Origin of the sequence: Pantoea sp. AN62 (assembly GCF_050432985.1) — a bacterium.
Lineage (GTDB): Bacteria > Pseudomonadota > Gammaproteobacteria > Enterobacterales > Enterobacteriaceae > Pantoea > Pantoea brenneri.
In genome coordinates, this window is record NZ_JBNPYB010000013.1 from 160,333 (window position 1) to 181,016 (window position 20,684).

24 protein-coding genes are annotated in these 20,684 nt (G+C 55.8%); 5 read left to right on the forward strand and 19 right to left on the reverse strand.

The genetic code is table 11. The annotated features are described in order from the left end of the window. Positions 1-87: 87 nt before the first annotated feature. Positions 88-2,022, reverse strand: a complete 1,935-nt coding sequence (locus FHW04_RS16515) for an exoribonuclease II (protein ID WP_089561452.1) — start codon at positions 2,020-2,022, stop codon at positions 88-90. Positions 2,023-2,136: 114 nt separating this feature from the next. After that, positions 2,137-4,440, reverse strand: coding sequence for an FdhF/YdeP family oxidoreductase (locus tag FHW04_RS16520; protein WP_089561453.1), 2,304 nt, complete (start codon positions 4,438-4,440; stop codon positions 2,137-2,139). Positions 4,441-4,702: 262 nt separating this feature from the next. Between FHW04_RS16520 and FHW04_RS16525 the strand changes: the two genes are divergently transcribed. The 4 genes from FHW04_RS16525 to FHW04_RS16540 all read left to right on the forward strand — a co-directional run bounded on the left by FHW04_RS16525 (position 4,703) and on the right by FHW04_RS16540 (position 10,034). Next, the gene (locus FHW04_RS16525) at positions 4,703-6,289 is read left to right on the forward strand and encodes a PTS transporter subunit EIIC (RefSeq protein WP_046288290.1); all 1,587 of its coding nucleotides are present in this window, start codon (positions 4,703-4,705) and stop codon (positions 6,287-6,289) included. 176 nt (positions 6,290-6,465) lie between these two features. Continuing rightward, positions 6,466-8,010 (forward strand): methyl-accepting chemotaxis protein, encoded by a 1,545-nt coding sequence (locus FHW04_RS16530; RefSeq protein ID WP_089561454.1) that lies wholly within the window; start codon positions 6,466-6,468, stop codon positions 8,008-8,010. Between the two features lie 231 nt (positions 8,011-8,241). Next, positions 8,242-8,970 carry a YoaK family protein gene (locus FHW04_RS16535; protein ID WP_069728519.1) on the forward strand — a complete coding sequence of 243 codons (729 nt, stop codon included), beginning with the start codon at positions 8,242-8,244 and terminating at the stop codon, positions 8,968-8,970. A gap of 167 nt (positions 8,971-9,137) precedes the next feature. Continuing rightward, positions 9,138-10,034: a LysR family transcriptional regulator gene (locus FHW04_RS16540; protein WP_046288294.1), complete on the forward strand. Its 897-nt coding sequence runs from the start codon at positions 9,138-9,140 to the stop codon at positions 10,032-10,034. Positions 10,035-10,039: 5 nt separating this feature from the next. Here FHW04_RS16540 and FHW04_RS16545 read toward each other — a convergent pair whose 3' ends face one another. The 5 genes from FHW04_RS16545 to sapC all read right to left on the reverse strand — a co-directional run bounded on the left by FHW04_RS16545 (position 10,040) and on the right by sapC (position 14,992). Further along, on the reverse strand, positions 10,040-11,152 hold the full coding sequence (locus FHW04_RS16545) for a CMD domain-containing protein (protein WP_089561455.1): 1,113 nt from the start codon (positions 11,150-11,152) through the stop codon (positions 10,040-10,042). 217 nt (positions 11,153-11,369) lie between these two features. After that, positions 11,370-12,158, reverse strand: a complete 789-nt coding sequence (gene fabI, locus FHW04_RS16550; protein ID WP_031377776.1) for an enoyl-ACP reductase FabI — start codon at positions 12,156-12,158, stop codon at positions 11,370-11,372. Between the two features lie 142 nt (positions 12,159-12,300). Continuing rightward, positions 12,301-13,104, reverse strand: coding sequence for a putrescine export ABC transporter ATP-binding protein SapF (gene sapF / locus FHW04_RS16555; RefSeq protein WP_031377775.1), 804 nt, complete (start codon positions 13,102-13,104; stop codon positions 12,301-12,303). Position 13,105: 1 nt separating this feature from the next. Continuing rightward, positions 13,106-14,101: a putrescine export ABC transporter ATP-binding protein SapD gene (gene sapD, locus FHW04_RS16560; protein ID WP_031377774.1), complete on the reverse strand. Its 996-nt coding sequence runs from the start codon at positions 14,099-14,101 to the stop codon at positions 13,106-13,108. Beyond that, the gene (sapC, locus tag FHW04_RS16565) at positions 14,102-14,992 is read right to left on the reverse strand and encodes a putrescine export ABC transporter permease SapC (protein ID WP_031377773.1); all 891 of its coding nucleotides are present in this window, start codon (positions 14,990-14,992) and stop codon (positions 14,102-14,104) included. A 175-nt stretch (positions 14,993-15,167) separates the two neighbouring features. Here sapC and FHW04_RS16570 point away from each other — a divergent pair, with 175 nt between their 5' ends. Next, positions 15,168-16,355, forward strand: a complete 1,188-nt coding sequence (locus FHW04_RS16570; protein WP_089561505.1) for a tyrosine-type recombinase/integrase — start codon at positions 15,168-15,170, stop codon at positions 16,353-16,355. A gap of 185 nt (positions 16,356-16,540) precedes the next feature. Here FHW04_RS16570 and FHW04_RS16575 read toward each other — a convergent pair whose 3' ends face one another. The 12 genes from FHW04_RS16575 to FHW04_RS16630 are packed head-to-tail and all read right to left on the reverse strand — an operon-like array spanning position 16,541 to position 20,615. Beyond that, positions 16,541-16,885, reverse strand: a complete 345-nt coding sequence (locus tag FHW04_RS16575; RefSeq protein ID WP_089561457.1) for a phage protein NinX family protein — start codon at positions 16,883-16,885, stop codon at positions 16,541-16,543. Next, positions 16,882-17,217: a hypothetical protein gene (locus FHW04_RS16580; RefSeq protein WP_089561458.1), complete on the reverse strand. Its 336-nt coding sequence runs from the start codon at positions 17,215-17,217 to the stop codon at positions 16,882-16,884. The genes FHW04_RS16575 and FHW04_RS16580 overlap by 4 nt, the downstream gene beginning before the upstream one ends. Further along, a complete protein-coding gene (locus FHW04_RS16585) occupies positions 17,217-17,459 on the reverse strand; it encodes a hypothetical protein (protein ID WP_089561459.1) in 243 nt (80 codons plus the stop codon). The genes FHW04_RS16580 and FHW04_RS16585 overlap by 1 nt, the downstream gene beginning before the upstream one ends. Continuing rightward, positions 17,446-17,778 (reverse strand): hypothetical protein, encoded by a 333-nt coding sequence (locus FHW04_RS16590; RefSeq protein WP_089561460.1) that lies wholly within the window; start codon positions 17,776-17,778, stop codon positions 17,446-17,448. Before FHW04_RS16590 ends, FHW04_RS16585 begins: the two co-directional genes overlap by 14 nt. Further along, entirely contained in the window at positions 17,775-17,996 is a 222-nt protein-coding gene (locus tag FHW04_RS16595) for a hypothetical protein (protein ID WP_089561461.1), read from the reverse strand. Before FHW04_RS16595 ends, FHW04_RS16590 begins: the two co-directional genes overlap by 4 nt. Next, positions 17,993-18,118, reverse strand: a complete 126-nt coding sequence (locus tag FHW04_RS16600) for a sodium:solute symporter (RefSeq protein ID WP_089561462.1) — start codon at positions 18,116-18,118, stop codon at positions 17,993-17,995. The genes FHW04_RS16595 and FHW04_RS16600 overlap by 4 nt, the downstream gene beginning before the upstream one ends. Then, positions 18,102-18,689, reverse strand: coding sequence for a hypothetical protein (locus tag FHW04_RS16605; protein ID WP_089561463.1), 588 nt, complete (start codon positions 18,687-18,689; stop codon positions 18,102-18,104). The genes FHW04_RS16600 and FHW04_RS16605 overlap by 17 nt, the downstream gene beginning before the upstream one ends. After that, positions 18,689-19,450, reverse strand: a complete 762-nt coding sequence (locus FHW04_RS16610) for an ORF6N domain-containing protein (RefSeq protein ID WP_179420095.1) — start codon at positions 19,448-19,450, stop codon at positions 18,689-18,691. Before FHW04_RS16610 ends, FHW04_RS16605 begins: the two co-directional genes overlap by 1 nt. An 11-nt stretch (positions 19,451-19,461) precedes the next feature. After that, a complete protein-coding gene (locus FHW04_RS16615) occupies positions 19,462-19,854 on the reverse strand; it encodes a hypothetical protein (protein WP_089561466.1) in 393 nt (130 codons plus the stop codon). Continuing rightward, positions 19,851-20,072, reverse strand: coding sequence for a hypothetical protein (locus FHW04_RS16620; RefSeq protein WP_089561467.1), 222 nt, complete (start codon positions 20,070-20,072; stop codon positions 19,851-19,853). Before FHW04_RS16620 ends, FHW04_RS16615 begins: the two co-directional genes overlap by 4 nt. Beyond that, entirely contained in the window at positions 20,069-20,413 is a 345-nt protein-coding gene (locus tag FHW04_RS16625; protein WP_089561468.1) for a hypothetical protein, read from the reverse strand. Before FHW04_RS16625 ends, FHW04_RS16620 begins: the two co-directional genes overlap by 4 nt. Further along, the gene (locus tag FHW04_RS16630) at positions 20,397-20,615 is read right to left on the reverse strand and encodes a hypothetical protein (RefSeq protein WP_089561469.1); all 219 of its coding nucleotides are present in this window, start codon (positions 20,613-20,615) and stop codon (positions 20,397-20,399) included. The genes FHW04_RS16625 and FHW04_RS16630 overlap by 17 nt, the downstream gene beginning before the upstream one ends. Positions 20,616-20,684 lie beyond the last annotated feature (69 nt).

Below are 20,684 nucleotides of genomic sequence, written 5' to 3' on the forward strand. Positions count from 1 at the left end.
GAAGCGGGGTACAAATTTAACATTTTTGCAAAGCAGAGGCGGTGGGAAGTGACGGGATAACCAGCGTTATCCCGTCAGATTTCAGACTTAAACGGCGGGGCGAGCTACTACGCTGCGGGTTTCCATCCGGACTTCCGCGATGGTCACATCGATAACGTCAGTGACGCGGTAAACCACTTCGCCTTTGATCTGCACGGTGCCATTTTCCTGGCTGCAGACCAGTTCATCACGTACCGCGTGGATGAACGGGGCCGGGATAAACGCGACCGCACCGAACTCCAGCAGGCGTACCCGCATGCCGCCGCGCGACACGTCGATGATCTCGGCGCTGAAACGACGGTCGGTAGCCGCGAACGGTGCCAGATAGCGGGCATAGAGCCAGTCACCAACATCGCGCTCGGCCATGCGGTTAAGGCGACGACGTTCACTCATGGTGACGGTCAGCGCCTCATCCGGACGGGCGATCTGCTCGCCGCGAATGATCGCCTTCAGCAGACGATGGTTGATCATATCGCCAAACTTACGGATCGGTGAGGTCCAGGTGGCGTAGGCTTCAAGGCCGAGGCCAAAATGCGGGCCCGGTTCGGTGCTGATCTCAGCAAAGGTCTGGAAGCGACGGATGCGGCTGTCGAGGAACTGCGTCGGCTGGGCATCCAGCTCGCGGCGCAGCACGCGGAAACCTTCCAGCGTGGTAATCGCCTGCGCATCCACGCTGATACCGTGGTTCGCCAGCACGGCGGCTGCCTGTTCGGCGTTAGTGCTATCGAAACCGGCATGAACGTTATAGATACCAAACCCGAGCGTGTCACGCAGCACTTTAGCCGCGCAGACGTTAGCCAGAATCATCGACTCTTCAACGATACGGTTGGCGATACGGCGAGGTTCAGCCACGATCTCCAGCACTTCGCCTTTCTCACCCAGCAGGAAGCGGTAGTCAGGACGATCTTTGAACACCAGTGCATGGGTCTGACGCCATTCACTGCGTGCCAGACAGAGACGGTGCAGCAGGCGGATTTGCTCAGCAATCGCCTCGCTTTCCGGCTGCCATTCACCGCTGTTTTCCAGCCAGTCAGAAACGTCGTCGTAGGCCAGTTTAGCTTTGGACTCGATCCAGGCAGCAAAGAACTGCGGATCATCAGTCAGGCTGCCATCCGCAGCGACCGTGACGCGGCAGGCCAGCGCCGGACGGCGCGCATGCGGACGCAGCGAGCAGACGTCATCAGAAAGCTGACGCGGCAGCATCGGAATATTAAAGCCCGGCAGATAGTTGGTGAAGGCACGCTGCGCCGCCAGTTTATCCAGCTGGCTGCCTTCCGCCACGTAGGCGGTGGGATCGGCGATAGCCACGGTCAGGCGCAGCGCGCCATCTTCCAGCGCTTCAACGTAGAGCGCATCATCCATATCTTCGGTGCTGGCGCTGTCGATGGTGACGAAATCCAGCGCGGTCAGATCTTCACGCGTCAGGTTTTCATCCAGCATTTCGCCAAAGCTGACATCAGGCGCTTCACGCTCAAGGTTATGACGCGACAGCGTCACCCACCATGGCGCGAGGTGATCGTCAGCTTTGACAATGAAATCGGTCAGTTCGGCATAAAAACCGCGATCGCCTTTCAGCGGGTGGCGGCGCATCTCCGCCACTGCCCAGTCGCCATTTTCAAACTCATGCGTCAGTCCACGCACCGGACGGCACTGAATGGCGTCCTTCAGCAGTGGATGATCCGGCACGATGGAGAGGCGATCGTCTTTTTTCTGTACCCGGCCAACAAAGCGGCTCAGGAACGGCTCAACCAGCGTTTCTGGCTCAGCGCTTTCACGATCTTTATCGCTGTTGATCACGGCGACGATACGGTCACCGTGCATCACTTTTTTCATCTGCGGCGGCGGGATGAAGTAGCTTTTTTGTGCATCGACTTCCAGGAAGCCGAAGCCTTTTTCGGTGCCTTTAACAACGCCTTCAGCGCGAGGCGTTTGCGAGTGGAGCTTCTCTTTCAGCTGCGCGAGCAGCGGGTTATCCTGGAACATAATTTTTACGTTTCGTGGCCTGATTGCGGCTGACAGTTTTACGCGAATCGACGCCGCGCGGCAAGGCAAAAAGCCGGACAGGCCGGCTTTTTAGGGGTGGAGACCTGACCGCGATCAGGCGATGCGTTGGTCGGCCAGCGCCGACGACAGTTCAAGTTTAACCGGCACCGATTTCGAGGTCGGCGTACCGCTGCCATCGCCAAAGCTGTTCAGCGGCACCAGCGGGTTAGTTTCCGGATAGTAAGCCGCCAGATTACCGCGCGGAATATTGTACGGCACCAGTTTGAATCCGCTGACGCGGCGGGTGATGCCATCATTCCACAGGGTTTCAATATCGACATTCTGGCCTTCCGTGAAGCCTAAATCCGCCATGTCGTCCGGGTTGATAAACACCACTTCACGCTGACCAAACACGCCACGATAACGGTCATCAAGGCCGTAAATGGTGGTGTTGTACTGATCGTGTGAACGCAGGGTCTGCAGGGTGAATGGCACTTCCTGATCCAGATTCGGGAACAGCGAGGCCGGCAGAGCCGCGGCGCTGAACTCGGCTTTGCCACTGGCGGTATTGAAGCGCAGTTCCGCTGCCGCATTACCGAGGTAGAAGCCGCCCGGGATATCGCATTTAGCGTTAAAGTCAGCAAAGCCTGGAATGGTGGCCGCGATGTGTTCGCGGATCAGGTTGTAATCGCCTGCCAGCTCCAGCCATTTCACTTTCTCATCACCCAGCACCGCATGGGCGATACCGGCCACAATCGCAGTTTCAGAACGCTGAGTCTCTGCCAGCGGAATACCAATCCCTTCAGAGGCGTGCACCATACTGAATGAATCTTCCACCGTGATGAACTGGTTGCCGGTGGCCTGACGGTCGCGCTCGGTACGGCCCAGCGTCGGCAGGATCAGCCCTTCGTGACCCGGCACCAGATGGCTACGGTTCAGTTTGGTGCTGATGTGAACCGTCAGTCCACAGCGTGACAGCGCTTCTTCAGTACGCGGCGAGTCCGGCGCAGCGGCGGCCAGGTTGCCTCCCAGCGCGATCAGCACTTTTACTTCATCACGCAGCATCGCATTCAGCGCTTCAACGGTGTTATGGCCATGCGCGCGTGGCGGTTCAAAGTTGAAGTGGTTACCCAGCGCATCAAGAAACGCCTGAGACGGCTTCTCATCAATCCCCATGGTGCGGTTGCCCTGCACGTTACTGTGACCACGAACCGGACACAGGCCTGCGCCTTTTTTGCCCAGCTGGCCGAACAGCAGCTGCAGGTTAGTGATTTCACGCACCGTATCAACCGAATGCTTATGCTGGGTAATGCCCATCGCCCAGGTGCAAATCACCCGGTCGGCACTCTGATAAATCGCCGCCGCTTCGCGGATTTGTGCCTGGGTCAGCCCCGACTGCGCCACAATCTGCATCCAGTCGGTGTGATCAACCGCCTCAATATAGGCTTCGATGCCGTTGGTTTTGGCATTGATAAAGGTCTGATCGAACAGGCCGCTTTCACCGGCGGCCAGCCGGGCGCGATGGGTCTCCAGCAGGCATTTCACCATGCCGCGCACCGCGGCCATATCGCCACCGAGGTTAGGCTGGTAGTAAGAAGAGCTGATGGTACCTGCCATTGAGGTCACCACTTCCAGCGGTTTTTGCGGGTCGGCAAAACGTTCCAGACCGCGCTCACGCAGGGTATTAAAGGTGACAATTTTCGCGCCGTGATCGGCGGCATGACGCAGGCTGTGCAGCATGCGCGGATGGTTAGTGCCGGGGTTCTGACCGAAGACGAAAATGGCATCCGCATGGTCAAAATCATCCAGACGAATGGTGCCTTTGCCCACGCCGATACTGCGCTTCAGGCCGGTCCCGCTCGCTTCATGGCACATATTAGAGCAGTCAGGGAAGTTGTTGGTGCCCATCAGGCGGCCAAACAGCTGATAGAGCCACGACGCTTCATTACTGGCGCGACCGGAAGTGTAGAGCTCCATCTGGTCCGGGTTGTCCATCGCCTTAATGTGACGGGCGATCAGCGCAAACGCATCATCCCAGCTAATCGGCTCATAGTGGTCGGTTTCGGCGTTGTAGCGCAGCGGATGGGTCAGACGACCCTGATATTCAAGAAAATAGTCGCTCTGGGTATAGAGCGTGGTGACGCTGTGACGGGCAAAGAATTCACTGTCGACCACCCGGCGGGTCGCTTCCCAGGTCACCGCTTTGGCGCCGTTTTCGCAGAAGCTGAAGGTGCTTTTATTGTCATCACCCCAGGCGCAGCCCGGACAGTCAAAACCGCGAGCTTTATTCATGCGCATCAGGTTGCGCATATTTTTCAGGGCCGCTTTGCTGTCAAGAACGAAACGCGTGGTGGCTTCCAGTGAACCCCAGCCGCCCGCAGCCGCGCGATAGGGTTTGATTTGGCGTTTAAATTTCATATTGAGTGCAGGCTTTTTTATAGTAGGAAGTATTGTAGATAGTTTGTTATCAGGTTATGGCCTGATGGTGAAGGGGAGTGTGCAATTATCATCAAACCTTGTCTAATTGATTGACTTAATGGTGCGATAGCTGCTGTTTATCATGCATCGGCCAGAATTGTGATACTGGTCAAATTTTACCCGCTTGTAACCTGCCGATAACGGGAGTTCTTATCACAACGCGCTAATACTTGCTGTTCATAACAGAAGAGGGCGCGACTCGATGAAACAGCTGACCAGCCAGATTCATGCGTTCGGCAAAGCGTTAATGATGCCAATCTCGGTGATCGCCGCGGCGGGGATCTTTCTCGGGCTGGCGGCAGCAATGCAAAACCCGGCAGTCACCGGCGATGCCTTTGCACAGATGCAGGTGCCACAGTTAATTATCGGCTTTATTCGTAAGGTGGCGGGGGCGTTGTTCGCGAACCTGCCGGTGTTCTTTGCGGTTGCCAGCGCCATCGGACTGGCTAAAGCGGAAAAGCCGACCGCCGCCTTTGCCGCCGTTATCGGCTATATCGCCATGAACGTCGGCATTAACGCCACGCTGGCGGCCAAAGGCATCACGGCGGCCACCACCACGCCGCAGGCGTTACAGCAGGCCGGCCTGGACCAGACCACTGCCATGATGACCTCAGCGGAATATATCGAGATGCTGGGCGTCTTCACCTACAACATGAGCGTGCTGGGCGGGGTGATTGCCGGGCTGGCGACGGTAGCGCTGCATAATCGCTTCTATACCCAGCAGCTGCCGACCGCGATCAGTTTCTTCGGCGGGCGACGCTTTGTGCCAATCGTCACCGTGGTCTGTCTGCCGCTGATTGGAGTGCTGCTGGCAATGATCTGGCCGACCATCGGCAACGGCATTGCGTGGATTGGCCAGATGATCGGCAAAAGCGGCCAGTACGGCGCTTTTCTGCTCGGGGCGTTTGAACGCATCCTGATCCCCACCGGCCTGCACCATATCCTCAATGAAACCGTGCGCTTTACGCCGATTGGCGGTATGGCGATTGTTGACGGACAGACCATCGTTGGCGCGCTGAATATCTTCAACAGTTCACTGACCCATCCGGGGCTGATCCCGGACGATACGCTGCGCACCGCCACCCAGTTTCTGGCGCAGGGCAAAATTCCGGTGATGATGTTTGGTCTGCCGGCGGCCGCGCTGGCGATCTATCACACTGCGCGGCCTGAGCATAAGCAGCGGGTGAAGGCGCTGGTGCTGGCCGGGGCGTTAACCTCGTTTACTACCGGGATCACCGAACCGCTGGAGTTCTGTTTTATCTTCGTTTCGCCGGTGCTTTATCTGCTGCACGCGTTTCTTACCGGGCTGTCGTTTATGCTGATGTCGATGCTGCATCTGATGATCGGCAACGTGCAGGGCGGCATCATCGATCTGGTGGTATTCGGCGTGCTGGGCGGTGCGAAAACCCACTGGTGGTGGACGCTGGCGCTGGGAGTGATTTATGCGCCTGTCTACTATTACGCCTTCCGCCTGGTGATCACCCGGATGAACGTTGAAACGCCGGGACGGGAAACGGATGATGAGAAACCGCAGCAGGTGTCGGGTGACGAACGCACCCAGGTGATCATCAGCGGGCTGGGCGGACAGGCCAATATCGAGGATGTCGATTGCTGCTTTACCCGGCTGCGGGTGCGGGTAAAAGATATGAAAGAGGTGGTCGATCAAACCCTGATGAGCACCGGTGCCAACGGCGTAAACCGCGTCAGCGACAACGACGTGCAGGTGATTTATGGCCCGCAGGTGGAGAAAATCGCCAATCAGGTGAAGATGGCGCTCGGCGTGGCGTAGCGAACCCACGCCGATCAACCGCTTATAGCCCGATCTGATCGGGCTGTAACGCGCTGTTTATGTTTGTAATTACCCGATTACCGTCTGGCTTATTGTAACTAAAAAAAGCCGCGCCCTAATGGGGGGCAATTTCTGGCCGATATATCTCTTCATTCGTTCATTATCCGGAAGTTGCTATGTCACTCAAAAAATCCTCCCTGCTGATCTTTTCTTTTCTGCTGGCGCTGTTTCTCACCAGCGTAGCCATCAGTACCTGGCTACTGATTCAGAGCAATCAGTCGTTAAATGCGGTCAATAAAGAGATCCGCGTGGTGCTGTCGGTCATCGATCCGATTAACCACAGCCGGACGCTGCGCGTGCGTCTGATGGAATACATGAAAGCGATTGAGGGCAGCGAGGCGAATAATCCGGCCACCTTAGAGAGCGTACGGGTCGTTGCCGGCAAAGCCGATGCTGCCTTTGAAGCCTACATGAATGCGCCGCGTCTGCCGGGTGAAGACGCAGAGGCCGATGCCTATCGCCAGGCGTATCTGGCTTACCGCCAGCAGGGACTTCAGCCATTGATTGACGCCGCCGAAGCGCACGATCAGCTGCGGTTTAAAAACCAGATCGCCAACGTGGTGCGGCTGGACCGCCAGTATGAAATCATCCTTGATCGGGTACTGGCCCAGCACGAAGCCTATGCGAAGAAGCTCAATACCGATGCGCAAAGCCATTTCACCTCCGGGATCACCCTGCTGGCGATTTTTGGCGTCCTGTTCTTTGCCATCATCATGGCGATTTATCTGTTCATGAAGCGCTATGTGCTGTCGCCGCTCAACGATGCGCAGGCGCACTGTAAGCTGATAGCGGCCGGTGTTCTTGATAGCACGGTGCCGGTGAAAGCCAGTTCCCGCAGCGAGATCCAGCAGCTGATGGCCTCGCTGGAGCAGATGCGTAGCGCCCTGACCGCGATTATCCTGCAGGTCCGTGACTCTACCCGCTCGGTCTCTGGCGCGTCACAGGAGATCGCCGCCGGTAATATCGATCTGGCCTCGCGCACCGAACAACAGGCAGCGGCGCTGACTGAGACTGCCGCCAGCATGGAGCAGCTGGGTGCCACGGTAAAACAGAACACCGAAAACGTGTTTGAAGCCTGCCGCCTGACCAGTGAAGCGGTCAAAAATGCCGAAAGCGGTGAGAAAGTGTCGCAGGAAGTGGTGGTATCGATGGAGCTGATTAATGCCAGCTCGAAGAAGATTGAAGAGATCACTACCGTGATCGACAGCATCGCTTTCCAGACCAACATTCTGGCGCTGAATGCGGCGGTTGAAGCGGCCAGAGCCGGTGAACAGGGGCGCGGTTTTGCGGTGGTGGCCGGTGAGGTGCGTAATCTGGCCCAGCGCAGCGCCGTGGCGGCGAAAGAAATAGAAACGCTGATCGCTGAATCGGTGGCGATTATTCATGCCGGTTCCGATCAGGTCAGCCGCACCGGTTATGCCATGAACGCTATCATCTCCTCGGTCAGCCGGGTTAATCAGCTGATGGAGCACATCTCCACCGCATCAGACGAACAGAGTCGCGGCATCGGACAGATCGAACAGGCGGTGACTGAGATGGACAGCGTGACGCAGCAGAACGCCGCGCTGGTGCAGGAGTCTGCCGCCGCCTCGGCCTCGCTTGAAGAGCAGGTGCGCTATCTGACACAGTCGGTTTCCACCTTCCGTCTGTCAGCCAGCTAACCGGCAGAGCCGTGCCGGATGCAGGACGGCACTGGCGCGGCGATACTATCGCGGTGGTACTTTAGCAGCGGTTGTATGGCGGCGGTAATCGGACGGCGGCAAGCGAACGACAGATTCTGGCGGTTAGCTGACGCGGCGCAGGGCAAATCTGTTTTGTCTGAATCGGTAACTTGTTTGCGATGAAAAATCAGCGGATTATAACCGCAATATTGACCCGGATTTGTAGGTTCCATGCTGATTACCACCGAGGATGCACGCAGCCACAGCGCCGATAGCCGACTGGCCTGCACCCTGGCCGCGGCCGCAGGCGCGCTGAATACCGCCGCGTTTGAGATTGTCGGCTTTTTCTCCGCCAACATGACCGGCAACGTCTCATCACTGTCCGATCATCTGGCAAAAGCCAACCTCAGCGCGGGGCTGTTTTTTCTGTCGGTCGTTTGCCTGTTTATTACCGGTTCGCTGGTCTCAACGCTGGTAATTAATTCAGGCCGCCGCCGCAATATTCGCACTATCTACGCGTTTGTCATTCTGGCCGAAGGCTTAGCGCTGGTTTTTCTCGGCGTGGCCGAATGCTTTTTCACGCCACTCTCGCCGGGCGTAGTGCTGATCATGAGCCTGAGTTTTTTGATGGGTTTGCAAAATGCAGTGGTAACGCGGATCTCAAATGCCCGGGTGCGCACCACGCACGTTTCCGGAACGGCGACCGATATCGGTATCGAACTGGCGATGCTGTATGAGGTGTTACGGCGCAAAGTCTCACCGAAAGAGGCGCCGCTGTATCTGGATCGTCTGCGGCTGCATGGCTTGACGCTGCTCTCATTCCTCGCGGGCGGCGTGGCAGGCATATGGCTGTATAAGTGGCTGGGCTATGGTTTCTTACTGCCGGTCGGGTTCGGATTAATGGCTCTGGCGCTGAAGGCGATATTCAGGCCGGCAGCGGCCCGGAAAGGCGCGGTGTAACCGGCGGATTCCTCGCCAGTGCTGATGAGAAATGCCATGCTGAATGCACATTGCGGTTAACAATAAAACGCCGGATGGCGCTAAAATTAACCGTCATAAACGGGCTTAAGCCCGCAATCATAAAAAACATCGTTGATTCAACTTCAACCTGCTGACGGGTCATTAACATCGACATCAAACAATTAATTTACCTGTGTAATCTCGAACGCGAACGCCATTTTGGCCGGGCCGCCGAAGCCAGTTTTGTCACCCAGCCGACCCTTTCGATGCGCCTGAAAAATCTGGAGCGTGAACTGGGCCTGTCGCTGATTAATCGCAGCAATAACTTTGCCGGTTTTACGCCGGAAGGCGATCGGGTACTGGCCTGGGCGCGGGAAATCGTCTCGGTTTACCAGGGACTAAAGCTGGAAGTGGAGTCGCTGAAACATGGGGTCAATGGCACCCTGCGAGTCGGGGTGGTGCCACAGTGCAGCGTGGCGTTGCCGCTGTTGCTAAAGGCGGTGCAGGCGCGTTATCCGCAGCTTGATTACCGGATCGCGGTGCTGAGCGCCGACCAGCTGCTGGAAGCGCTTAACAGCCACACCGTGGATGTAGGCATTGGCTTTTTTGAGATGGCTACGCTGCGCGAACTCCATTTTCAGACGGCAATGCTGGCCGATCGTGGGGTTGAGGCGATCTTCCATCCCGATCATTTTCCCGATCTGATCTCTGGTGAGCCGCTCACGCTCAGTGAACTGGCGCAGCAGCCGCTCTGTCTGGCCGAACAGACGCGTTACTTTCGCCGCTATCTCGACATGGCGTTTCGCGAAGCGTCGCTGGTACCGCGGGTGATTGTCGAAAGTGCCTCGGTGATGCAGCTGATGCAGTGCGCGCAGGTTGGGCTGGGATTGCTGGTCTCACCGGTCGGCCATTTGCTGCCTGCTTCCCTGCAGGGATTACAGCAGCGGCCGATTACGCTGCCGCCGATGGCGCGCGAAGCGGCGCTGGTGATTGCCGAACCGGGACGCGCAACCCCTCTGGCGCAGCACTTTTTCGACGAAGCGCGCGGCCAGTTACCGGTTTAAGTCGCTTACTGCGCCTCGCCCAACGCATAACAGAGACGGCTGTTCCAGTTACCGATCGCCACCGACTGAATCAGATCAAACAGGGCATCGGCTGACCAGCCAGCCTCCGCCAGCGGTTGCAGATGCGCGGCGCTGAACCGCTCCGGCGCACGAGTCAGCTGGGCAGCCAGGGCGATAATTTGCCGCTGAATCTCAGGCGCTTGCGCCTCATCCACGCCCGCTATTAACGCGTCGACGCCTGACAGTTGCTGGAAAGCCCAGCGACTGCCGAGGATACGCGCAGCGGTCGCTTCGGCCAGCGGCTGACCAGCAGACAGCTGCTGACGCAGTATTACCCAGCCATACAATACCGGGGCATCATGCGCCAGCAACCACACCGCATCCTGCATGCCGGCCAGCGCCTGATTGCGGGTCACCGCTGCCAGCTGTTCGGCACTGGCGTAGCGCAACTCCAGCGGTTTCAGCGCCGGACGCCAGACGGTTGATTTGCCAAAGCCCGCCGCATCCGCATCCGGCGGCGGCGTGGTGCCGGGCAGCCAGCGTACCGGCTGGGCCTGCAGCGCCTGCAGTCCGGCGACTACCCGCGCCTGATAGCTGACAAAGCCGATCAGCTGATTGAGCGTCACGATGTCCGGCTCGGTCAGCCCCACCGCATCAAGCGCGGTAATCGCACTGGCGGTAATCAGCTCAGGCTGCATCGCCAGCTGACGGGCATACTGGGTAATCTGAGTCAGACGGTTATTGCTTTCCCGAGACGAATCTGGCCCCGGCAGGGGATTGAGGCGCGCCGAATAGTGATTACACAGGCGCTGAACGCCTGCCACTTGCGCGACGGTCAGGGCGGTACTCAGGCGATCGTAAAGGGTCAGCGTGTGGGTCAGCGACGTCACGACGCGGTCAGGGAACAGCAGCTGCGCCAGATCGCGCGCCGCCAGCAAGGCGGGCTGATTAGCACGTAACAGTGACGGCAGCGTCAGCTGATCGCTGACACATCCCAGCAGAAAACGGTCATCGATATCGGCGGCTTCAGGGACCAGCGGAGCGGCCTGCGAAGTACGTGGACTGGTCTGGCTCTCGTAAAACCAGTGGTTATGGCCCGGATAGCGGCGTTGTTCCATGATCAATCCTTTTGCAAAATTCTGGTTCGGCATGCAGGCGGCAGAATCTGAAAAAATGCATAAACCGAAGGGCAGACGTATCGTCGCCGAAGGCCAGGCCTGGGCAAAAGAATGATCGGTGATAATTAATAGCGTTACGGTATAACGACAGGAAAATCAGGCAGGAAGGGGCGAGAGGCAGCAAAGAAGAGGGCGAGTCAGACTCGCCCTTGAGAACTTATTTCAGTTCCAGTTCATTCATTGCGGCGATGCTGAAGCCGCCATCAACGTGAACGATTTCACCGGTGATGCCGCCCGCCAGATCGGAGCAAAGGAAGGCGGCTGAGTTGCCGACATCTTCAATGGTCACGGTACGACGAATCGGGGTAACCGCTTCGCAGTGTGCCAGCATCTTACGGAAGTCTTTAATGCCTGATGCCGCCAGCGTACGGATTGGACCGGCAGAAACGGCGTTCACACGGACGCCTTCCGGACCCATCGCATTGGCCATATAACGCACGTTAGCTTCCAGCGATGCTTTCGCCAGACCCATCACGTTATAGTTCGGGATCGCGCGCTCAGCACCCAGGTAAGAGAGGGTCAGCAGCGCAGAGTGTGGATTCAGCATCGCACGGCACTCTTTGGCCATCGCAACGAAGCTGTAGGCACTGATGTCATGCGCGATTTTGAAGCCTTCGCGGGTTACGGCATTCACGTAATCACCATCCAGCTGGTCGCCAGGGGCGAAACCGATGGAGTGAACGAAACCGTCAAATTTCGGCCAGGTTTTTGCCAGTTCAGTGAACAGGGATTTGATGCTCTCATCTTCGGCCACGTCACATGGCAGAACGATCTCTGAACCCAAATCTTTAGCAAACTCTTCCACACGACCTTTTAATTTGTCGTTCTGGTAGGTGAAAGCCAGTTCTGCGCCCTGTTTGTGCATCGCCTGTGCAATACCGTAGGCGATGGAAAGTTTACTGGCAACGCCAGTAATCAGAATGCGCTTACCGGAAAGAAAACCCATAGCTGTAATCCTTATGGTCATTGTAGTTGGCGGCCGCATTGTTTAAAAAGTAGGCGACCGACGTTAATCGACGTGCGGATTCTAGCACGTCTGTCAGAGATCAGGTAAATCAGCCCGCAATTTCCGGGATATGCAGCAATAATCAGTGCTCACGCCGCCAGGCTTCGGCGGTTAACGCCTCACCAAAGTGGCTGCTGATCAGCCGTCGGGTCAGATCATGTAGCGGGGAGGCCAGCACATCGGCGGTGCCGCCACGCTCCACCACTTCACCCTGATGCATCACCAGCACCTGATCGCTGATGTGCTTCATCATGCCAAGATGCTGGGTAACATAAATGTAGGCAATGCCGTGTTTCTCCTGCAGCTCGAGCATCAGATTAACCAGCTGGGAGCGCATGGTCATGTCGAGCGAGGCCAGCGCCTCATCCGCCACAATCACTTTCGGTTGCAGGATCAGCGCACGCGCCAGACCGAGGCGCTGTTTCTGACCGGGGGCCAGCATATGCGGATAATAGCCAGCGTGATCGCGTAACAGCCCGACCTGACGCAGCGTGGCGATAATGCGTTTTTCGCGCGCCTCTGCCGTCAGATCGGTATTGAGCCGCAGCGGAAAATCGAGGATCTGACTGACCCGCTGACGCGGATTAAGCGAGGTCGAAGGGTCCTGAAAAATCATCCGGATGCGCTGACTGCGATAGCCGTAATCGCCAAAGCTAAGCGGATGATCGTCAATCAGGATCTCACCTTCGGTCGGCGCGACCATGCCGCTGAGCATTTTTGCCAGCGTTGACTTGCCGGAGCCGTTTTCGCCAATAATCGCCAGCGTTTGCCGTTCGCGCAGGGTAAAGCTGACCGATTTCACCGCTTCAACGTGCTGACGACGAAACAGTCCGGTGCGATAGCGGAAGGTTTTACTCAGGTTGCGCACTTCCAGCAGGGTTTCCATCTTACTGGCTCTCCATGTTCAGCGGGAAATGGCAGGCATACAGGTGCGACTTGCCGCCCGCCAGCCGTGGCGTTTCGACGCATTTGCGCTGCGCATAGGGGCAGCGTGGTCCCAGCCGGCAGCCGATCGGCAAACTCTCCAGCGACGGGATCGCGCCCGACAGCGTGTTCAGCCGGCTTTTATGCGGCAGAGCGCGGCCAAAATCGGGCATGGCGCGGATCAGCGCCTGAGTATAAGGGTGATGCGGCGTGCTCATCAGATCGTCACTCTGGGCGGTCTCTACCGTCTGTCCGCAGTACATCACGTTAATCCGATTGGCCCATTGGCTCATGGTACGCAGGTCGTGACTGATCAGCAGAATCGTGGTGTTGTTATTCTGGTTGAGACGACTCAGCAGACGGAAAATCTGCGCCTGAGTGGTAGGTTCCATGGCGTTGGTCGGCTCATCGGCAATCAGCAGGCGCGGCTGATTCGCCAGCGCGATGGCGATCATCACTTTCTGGCATTCACCTTCAGTCAGCTCATAAGGAAAGCTGCGCATGATATCTTTGTGATCTTTGATGCCGACGCGATGCAGCAGTTCAATGGCACGGGTTTTGCGCCAGAACCAGAAGCGCTTCAGCCACGGGCCTTTATAGGTCCAGCGTGGGATCGCCTGCATCAGCTGACGGCCAATACTTTCTGACGGATCGAGACAGGACTGCGGCTCCTGAAAAATCATCGAGACGTTATGGCCGATAATGCGGCGGCGCTCGCGTGGTGACAGGCGCAGCAGATCGACATCATCAAAAACCATCCGGTCGGCGGTTACGCGCCAGTTATCTTTGGTCACGCCGCAAATCGCTTTTGCCACCAGGCTTTTGCCTGAACCTGACTCACCCACCAGGCCGCGAACTTCACCTTCGCTCAGGGTCAGATTAACGCGATCGACCGCTTTGACCGGCCCGTCGGCAGTCATAAATTCAATGGTGAGATTACGAATATCAAGTAACGGCATCTATTCCACTCCCGCTTCGACGGCGCGACGGAGGCCGTCACCGAGCAGGTTAACAATTAATACGCTGACCATCAGCGCCACGCCAGGCAGCATTACCGTCCACGGCGCGACATAGATCAGTTCAAGCGAATCACCCAGCATTGCACCCCATTCCGGCGAGGGCAGCTGTGCGCCCAGGTCGAGAAAGCCCAGCGCGGCAATGTCCAGAATCGCCATTGACAGAGCGCGGGTAATCTCACTGATTAATAATGGCAGAACGTTGGGCAGGATGGCGTAGCGCAGGATATTGCGGCTGCTGGCACCGTCCAGCCGCGCCGCGACTACATACTCTTTTTCCAGCTCATCATGCACCGCGCTGTAAATTTCGCGCACCAGTCGCGGCATCAGTGCCAGCCAGACCGCCAGCAGCGCGTGTTCCAGCCGTGGCCCGAGAAACGCCACCACGATGATTGCCAGCAGCAGTGACGGAATCGAGAGCAGCGTATCCAGCACGTGGTTCATCACCGCCGATCGCACGCCGTGGGTCATGCCGGCCAGAATACCCAGTACCAGCGCCCAGAATGTGGCAAACAGCGTCACCAGGATCGCCGAACCGACCGTCGGGCCAGCACCGCTCAACAGGCGGCTCAGCACATCGCGGCCCAAATCGTCGGTGCCGAGGAAGAAAGAAACATCGCCATAGCGAGACCACGACGGCGGCAACAGCTGATAGCCGAGGAACTGCTGATCAATGCCGTAAGGCGCCATCAGCCCGCCAAAAATGCACAGCAGCAGCAACGCGCCGAAGCCGTACAGACCGACCATCGCCGGGGTATCGCCATAAAAATGGTGCCAGCTCTGACGAAAGGCGCTCGGCAGGCGTTTCTCGGCGTAGATATTATCGGAGGGCATATGTATCCGCTTTAATGTGGTTTACTTTGTGCAACTTCGATTTAAAAAAACAATTCATATCAGGTAGTTATCTCTTGTTTGTGCTTTATGGTGCTTTACTATGGTTTAATCTGATTAGCTTTAATTTATGCACTTTGTGTACACTCTTGCGTATACGCCAAGGGGGATGTACACATTGCTTACAGATACCAAACTCAGAAAAGCGCTGGGAAAGCGCCGCGACAAAATAGAGATCATTTCTGACTCACACGGTCTCAATGTCAGACTGACCATCTCAGGGGGCGTGACATTTTTTTACCGGTATCGCTGGGAGGGCAAGCCCATCCAGCTAACTATAGGGGATTATCCGTCGATATCACTGTCGCAGGCAAGGGACCGGCGGCAGCAATTTAGGCTGTGGATTACTGAGGGGTTAGATCCTCGCCGGCAGGTAGCTCTGGACCGGTTAAAAAAAGTCGAGGCCATGACTGTAGAAGAGGCTTTTGATTACTGGGAGGAGCATTACTGCAAACCAGAGGGCCTTATTAAGATCCATAAAAACCGACAGAACTTCCAGAACCATGTTAAGCCGGTATTAGGTCAGATGATCGTGAATCACACGACGAAAAGCCACTGGCTCAGCCTGTTCGATGGCATGGGGAGGAGGGTCGTTACCGGCCAGATTCTCAGCCTGATGCAAAGGGCATTTCGCTTCTGTCACAACAGGGGCGTGATAGACGTCAACCCGCTGGTTGACCTGCGGCGATCGGATGTAGCAATAGCTGCAGCAATGAAAGACAGGGTCCTTTCTGATGATGAAATCCGGCTTGTCTGGAACACGCTGAATGAAATGCCGGTTCGCCAGCAAATCATCATGCGGTTCCTGATGATGACTGGTTGCCGTAGTAATGAGATCAGGGTGGCGAAATGGGATTGGTTCAACTTTAAGGAAAGGACATGGACCGTCCCATCAAGTGAATATAAAACCGGTAAAACTATAAGAAGGGCGCTTCCAGAGCCGGCAGTACTAATGCTCCAGCAACACCAAAAGCAGTCCATAACGAAGCATGTAATTACTCGTTCCCGTTACAAATCACCCGAAGACGATAAGCCACCGGCCCAGCCAAATATTGCTTTTTTCTCACAGCAAATAATCATGAAGACTGGGATGAAGGAATGGTCGCTACATGACCTGCGGAGAACTGTAGCAACGCGCCTTTCTGAACTCGGCGCGCCGCCACATGTGATTGAGAAATTGCTCGGGCATCAGATGGGAGGAGTCATGGCGCGTTATAACCTTCATGACTACCTTGATGATCAACACATCTGGTTAGATGTCTGGGTCAGGCACCTGGAGAAGGTGATTGCGTGCCGGCTGGCATAATATTAACCTCCTCTTCCCATTTCAGCAGGTCCGCTCCTCGCCAGCGCTTAGGGCTTCCCCCGATCGTTGGCTTGGGGAAAGGGCGACTGAAGCATGCTGGCATTCTCTCTGGCGTACTCCAGAAGTAAAGTGTGCTGCGAGAAATCTTGTAACGCTTCAGAACGTCAGGTGTGAGCATGATTTCATCAGCTTGCATTGTTGCCCTCCTCAAAATCTCTAATCATCAGATACACGATCATTGCTGCTCTTAGCGGGTTTTTGTGACGGGCAGCAGCGCCGCTTTCATGTCTTGCTTCCCACGTTGTTTTTGATGCCGGCGCAATAGCGATCCGGTTCCGCACTGCAATCTGAAAGCCATCCACAGCCTTGCTGACCGGAAAGAAGCCAAACTTGTGGCTGATGCTGCCGAAGCTCCGCGTGTACTGAGCACCCTTTGGATTATGGGGGTGAACTACAGCCTCGTACTTTGGATTTTCCAGCCTGCAGACCAGCACACTGATTTCACCATCGGTCATTTTGCTGTAATTCATTTTCCCACCTCCGGCGCTGCTTCAATCATCGCCTGGTAAATGCGGCGAAACTTACCCCTGTCTGTGCCACCCAAAGCGAAGTGACCCAGGGACATCATCTGCCTAGTCGGCTCAATCGGGACCAGCTTCCAGCCACCAGGTGTCTGAAGCATTGAGGCAGACGCTGAAGCCAGGTGTCGAATGATTCTTTTGATATCCTCAATGCGTTCATCATCGGATGAATCATTGGTATCAATGCGGTCGAGCATTATCAGTGCTGCATTAGCTTCAGCTGACAGTGTCCAGTATTGGGAGCCCTCAGCATGCTCAACTAATGAGTTAATTTTTTCCATTACACCGCTCCTATTGCTTTTTCAATCACCCGGTAAGCACGCTTTCGTGGCTTCTTCTTAGGCTCAATTTTCACTGGCGATACTTGTGGAGCTGGCGGCCGGGCAGGGCTTAGCCCGTTACGCATATAGCGCTTCTGGTTCATCTGCCACACGATGCGCTGAGAGTGGTCGCACCCGTCATCGATTCTTACGCTGGCCTGAACCAGCGCGTCGTTAAGATCTGCCATTTCATGCTGCGTCATTGGTCACCACCTTGTCGTAACCGTCAATCAGAAGCTTGCTGGCGATGCTGTGTGCCGTTTTGTATGCGTGGAGAGCTTCTTCGATAATTTCATTCAGCTCACACTTGAGAATGTCGTCATAGCTTTTGGGCCAGACTGCCCATGGCAAATCGTTACCATCAAAACCGGCGATGATGTCTAGCATCAGTGTTACGGCTTCTTCTGCTGTACGGGCAGGACGACGGTAACCAGCAGCCCATACAGCATCGGTAATCTCGCTGGGGTTGGTACCTGCCGCTTTGATAATCTGCGCCAGTGCGAATACATTTTGCTGAGTCATTTCGCTGCCTCGCTGGTGGCCGCGCGATATGCACGCAGCCCACGTTTAACCGGTCCGCTGATTACCGTTTTACGGATGAAGATGCCTGACGTTCTGGCAACCACATCAGCGGAAAGAAGAGCAGCATCAACTGCCCGGGTGTGTCTGCGCAGCTCAAACAGGCTGCTGGTGATGGTCAGCGTTGCCACGGCACCGTGATCCTTAAATTCAAATTTCATCCAATGACCTCCCGTAGCCAGACCAGCACGCCGATCCACGTATAGAACCCCGCTGTTAATCCCAGCCCCGCGAGGCTGGAAAAGAAAAGGGTGAACATGACCAACTCAGCGACTTTCTTCATCGAATACCTGCTCCAGCTTCTCAAAGGTGTCATCAGTCATCGGCATGATGATCAGCAGCGGATTGCCGTACATATAGTTGAGGGTTTTGTCGAAGATAATCTGGCACGGCTTTCCCTTTCCCCATGACCGGATCTGCACTGGTACGAAGCTGGCAAACCGCCCAAACATCAGGTGCGGCAGGGCGAGATATTTAGCTTGGAAAGTAGGGATCGCGTCGCATGGCTCCGGCTCGCCATCCAGCAGCTTTGACACATCAGGGAAATCCACCTCGATGAATTCCACTTCGTTATGACCTACCAGTGTTTCTTCCTCATCAACGTGCGAGGCGATCCACTGACTGTTAACCAGCTGGAACAGTGTGCCCTCTGCTGAATCAGGGATTTCTCCGCGGAGAATGAACACGCCCTCAGCGTCGGCAATGCAACCGTGCTCCATCGATACAAAGGCGTGACCGTTGGTTGCCTGAATGTGCGTGCTGGTGATGTTCACGCCCTGCAGGTAGCGGCGTTCTTCTTTCTGGTCAGCCACGCAGCACAGCGCGGCACGGAGCAGATCGGTATGAATGAACATTATTTAGCCTCCCAGCCGATGACCTGAAACAGCCCCATATTCGGATGAAACCATTTGGTGTTTCGCTGTTCCGCTTCGCTCATCATTCCGCGAAAAGTCGCCATGAAATCTGCCTCCAGAACGATCTTCATCGGGCGGGGTTGGCCTTCCGGTGTCATGATGGTGATCGTGTCGGTTGGAATGTCGTAGCTTTTAACCAGCGTCCGGCATTTGGCGTCAGTCATCCCGCATTTAACTCGCAGCACAGAGAATCCGGCCCAGCCAGCAGGAATTGAACCGCGCTTGATTTTCTCTACGGTCTCAGCAACCTCATCCACCTTACTTTCCACGTGGTTGATCCGGCGTTCCTGCTCGACATTGGCGAGCGCCATAGCAGCAATAATTTCATTCTGGGTTTTCGGCTGCATCTGAGCAGGGTGGAAATAGGCATTCTCCAGCTTGCCGAAAAAATCCCACGCTTCATCCGTGTCGACAATTTTTGACATGCGGGAAGCCCCACGCTCTGTATAAAACGCCATGCTCCTAACTTTGGGTGAAATTTGTGCGTCAGGATTACTGACTCGCAAATCTGAGAGTTCCTCACCTGAAATGATGAAGTAGTGCTCACCTTCAACGAAGCGGTGTTTGTGTGCAGAAAGATTGGTGCGGATGTTTGTCGCTTCGGTACCGTAGCCCTCTGCAAGCGTTTCAGTTGAAACGACACGCTGACCGCGAAGGACTACTACCGGAAGCTGAGTATTATAAATGGTGACCGTTTTCATCGTTGCTTTCCTCAATAAGGTTTCTGGCTTAGCAGTTGAGCGATATTGCTGGTGGCGGCGTCATAGCTTTTCTGCCACTTTGCGATTTCACGGCGGCGGGCCATCAGCTTCTGAAGACGGCGATAGGTGCGGTGATGCGCATTCCAGTACTGCTCGGTCAGTTCACCCCGCTTGTGAACCATTGCGCCTAGACTCTCGTTCCATGCCTGGCGCGTTTCGCTATGCGTCGGAATTCCTGCTTTATCGAAGGTGCCGGTCACCATGAAATGCACCAGGTTATTGATCGCAGCACTTCGGCTAAGGAATCGCCGGTTACGTCCGTGGCGTGTCACGACAAATACCGGGGACTGCACGACGTGGAACGATTCATCCAGAGCGTCTTCACGAATTACACTGAGTTTCATTTTCCATCCTTTGCGGCGTTGTACCGCTCATGCGTCATTAACTGCCAGTCTTTGCCGCCGTTCTGCGAAAGCAGACGCCAGCGCGGGTTAACCTTCAGGCTCAGATAGCCGGTGCCATGGATGCGGCAAGGGAAGATGCGACGCTTTCGGTACTGCGCCAGCCTCCGCGTTGCCTGACCGATCACCCATTCAGGAGCGCGGAGCGCTGTCAGCGTCATTTCACACCCCGCTGACTGAATGCCTGTTCGACCAGGTTGGAAACCAGTGCCTCCATAAACCCTTCACCAATGTGCGAGAGCTTCCCGGATTTAATCTTCACGCAGTCGCCATACGTCTCGGCTATTTCCCGGTCAGCAGCTGCGGCAGGAGTTACTTTACGCACTGCGGTTTCGAATAATTTAATAAGCGCCTTATTCAGTATTTCGGCATCCAGCTGCACGGTAGTGATTGAGCCGTCCGGTAATTTGGCGGTCGTCATCATCACGCCTGTTTTGGCGACTTTATTTGCAAGATAAATATTCACCAGGCGGGTGCGGTTAATTTCAACGAGGCTTGGCATTTTTTAATTCCTCTTCATCCTGTTTCTTCTCTTCTTCCATTAAGAAAATTCTGACTCTTGTTGCCATGCTGTAAGTAAGCCCAATTACGTTGTCATTAACTGGAAGACCAGTTCCGGTTCCTTTTTCATATAAAAGCTCAAGCAACGATGTTAGCTGGCCCGACAATTCAGACGCTTCGCAAATAATCATTTCAGACTTCATCACACCACCCCATAAGCAGCCTTGAGGAATAAAACAGCCAGATGCCACTGGCCACTGTCTCGCATTAGC

What these genes read in the sequence shown, in the direction of transcription:
- FHW04_RS16515 (WP_089561452.1), bottom strand. Translation starts at nt 2,022, where the DNA reads ATGTTCCAGGATAACCCGCTGCTCGCGCAGCTGAAAGAGAAGCTCCAC.
- FHW04_RS16520 (WP_089561453.1), bottom strand. Translation starts at nt 4,440, where the DNA reads ATGAAATTTAAACGCCAAATCAAACCCTATCGCGCGGCTGCGGGCGGC.
- FHW04_RS16525 (WP_046288290.1), top strand. Translation starts at nt 4,703, where the DNA reads ATGAAACAGCTGACCAGCCAGATTCATGCGTTCGGCAAAGCGTTAATG.
- FHW04_RS16530 (WP_089561454.1), top strand. Translation starts at nt 6,466, where the DNA reads ATGTCACTCAAAAAATCCTCCCTGCTGATCTTTTCTTTTCTGCTGGCG.
- FHW04_RS16535 (WP_069728519.1), top strand. Translation starts at nt 8,242, where the DNA reads ATGCTGATTACCACCGAGGATGCACGCAGCCACAGCGCCGATAGCCGA.
- FHW04_RS16545 (WP_089561455.1), bottom strand. Translation starts at nt 11,152, where the DNA reads ATGGAACAACGCCGCTATCCGGGCCATAACCACTGGTTTTACGAGAGC.
- fabI (WP_031377776.1), bottom strand. Translation starts at nt 12,158, where the DNA reads ATGGGTTTTCTTTCCGGTAAGCGCATTCTGATTACTGGCGTTGCCAGT.
- sapF (WP_031377775.1), bottom strand. Translation starts at nt 13,104, where the DNA reads ATGGAAACCCTGCTGGAAGTGCGCAACCTGAGTAAAACCTTCCGCTAT.
- sapD (WP_031377774.1), bottom strand. Translation starts at nt 14,101, where the DNA reads ATGCCGTTACTTGATATTCGTAATCTCACCATTGAATTTATGACTGCC.
- sapC (WP_031377773.1), bottom strand. Translation starts at nt 14,992, where the DNA reads ATGCCCTCCGATAATATCTACGCCGAGAAACGCCTGCCGAGCGCCTTT.
- FHW04_RS16575 (WP_089561457.1), bottom strand. Translation starts at nt 16,885, where the DNA reads ATGAATTACAGCAAAATGACCGATGGTGAAATCAGTGTGCTGGTCTGC.
- FHW04_RS16580 (WP_089561458.1), bottom strand. Translation starts at nt 17,217, where the DNA reads ATGGAAAAAATTAACTCATTAGTTGAGCATGCTGAGGGCTCCCAATAC.
- FHW04_RS16585 (WP_089561459.1), bottom strand. Translation starts at nt 17,459, where the DNA reads ATGACGCAGCATGAAATGGCAGATCTTAACGACGCGCTGGTTCAGGCC.
- FHW04_RS16590 (WP_089561460.1), bottom strand. Translation starts at nt 17,778, where the DNA reads ATGACTCAGCAAAATGTATTCGCACTGGCGCAGATTATCAAAGCGGCA.
- FHW04_RS16595 (WP_089561461.1), bottom strand. Translation starts at nt 17,996, where the DNA reads ATGAAATTTGAATTTAAGGATCACGGTGCCGTGGCAACGCTGACCATC.
- FHW04_RS16600 (WP_089561462.1), bottom strand. Translation starts at nt 18,118, where the DNA reads ATGAAGAAAGTCGCTGAGTTGGTCATGTTCACCCTTTTCTTTTCCAGC.
- FHW04_RS16605 (WP_089561463.1), bottom strand. Translation starts at nt 18,689, where the DNA reads ATGTTCATTCATACCGATCTGCTCCGTGCCGCGCTGTGCTGCGTGGCT.
- FHW04_RS16610 (WP_179420095.1), bottom strand. Translation starts at nt 19,450, where the DNA reads ATGAAAACGGTCACCATTTATAATACTCAGCTTCCGGTAGTAGTCCTT.
- FHW04_RS16615 (WP_089561466.1), bottom strand. Translation starts at nt 19,854, where the DNA reads ATGAAACTCAGTGTAATTCGTGAAGACGCTCTGGATGAATCGTTCCAC.
- FHW04_RS16620 (WP_089561467.1), bottom strand. Translation starts at nt 20,072, where the DNA reads ATGACGCTGACAGCGCTCCGCGCTCCTGAATGGGTGATCGGTCAGGCA.
- FHW04_RS16625 (WP_089561468.1), bottom strand. Translation starts at nt 20,413, where the DNA reads ATGCCAAGCCTCGTTGAAATTAACCGCACCCGCCTGGTGAATATTTAT.
- FHW04_RS16630 (WP_089561469.1), bottom strand. Translation starts at nt 20,615, where the DNA reads ATGAAGTCTGAAATGATTATTTGCGAAGCGTCTGAATTGTCGGGCCAG.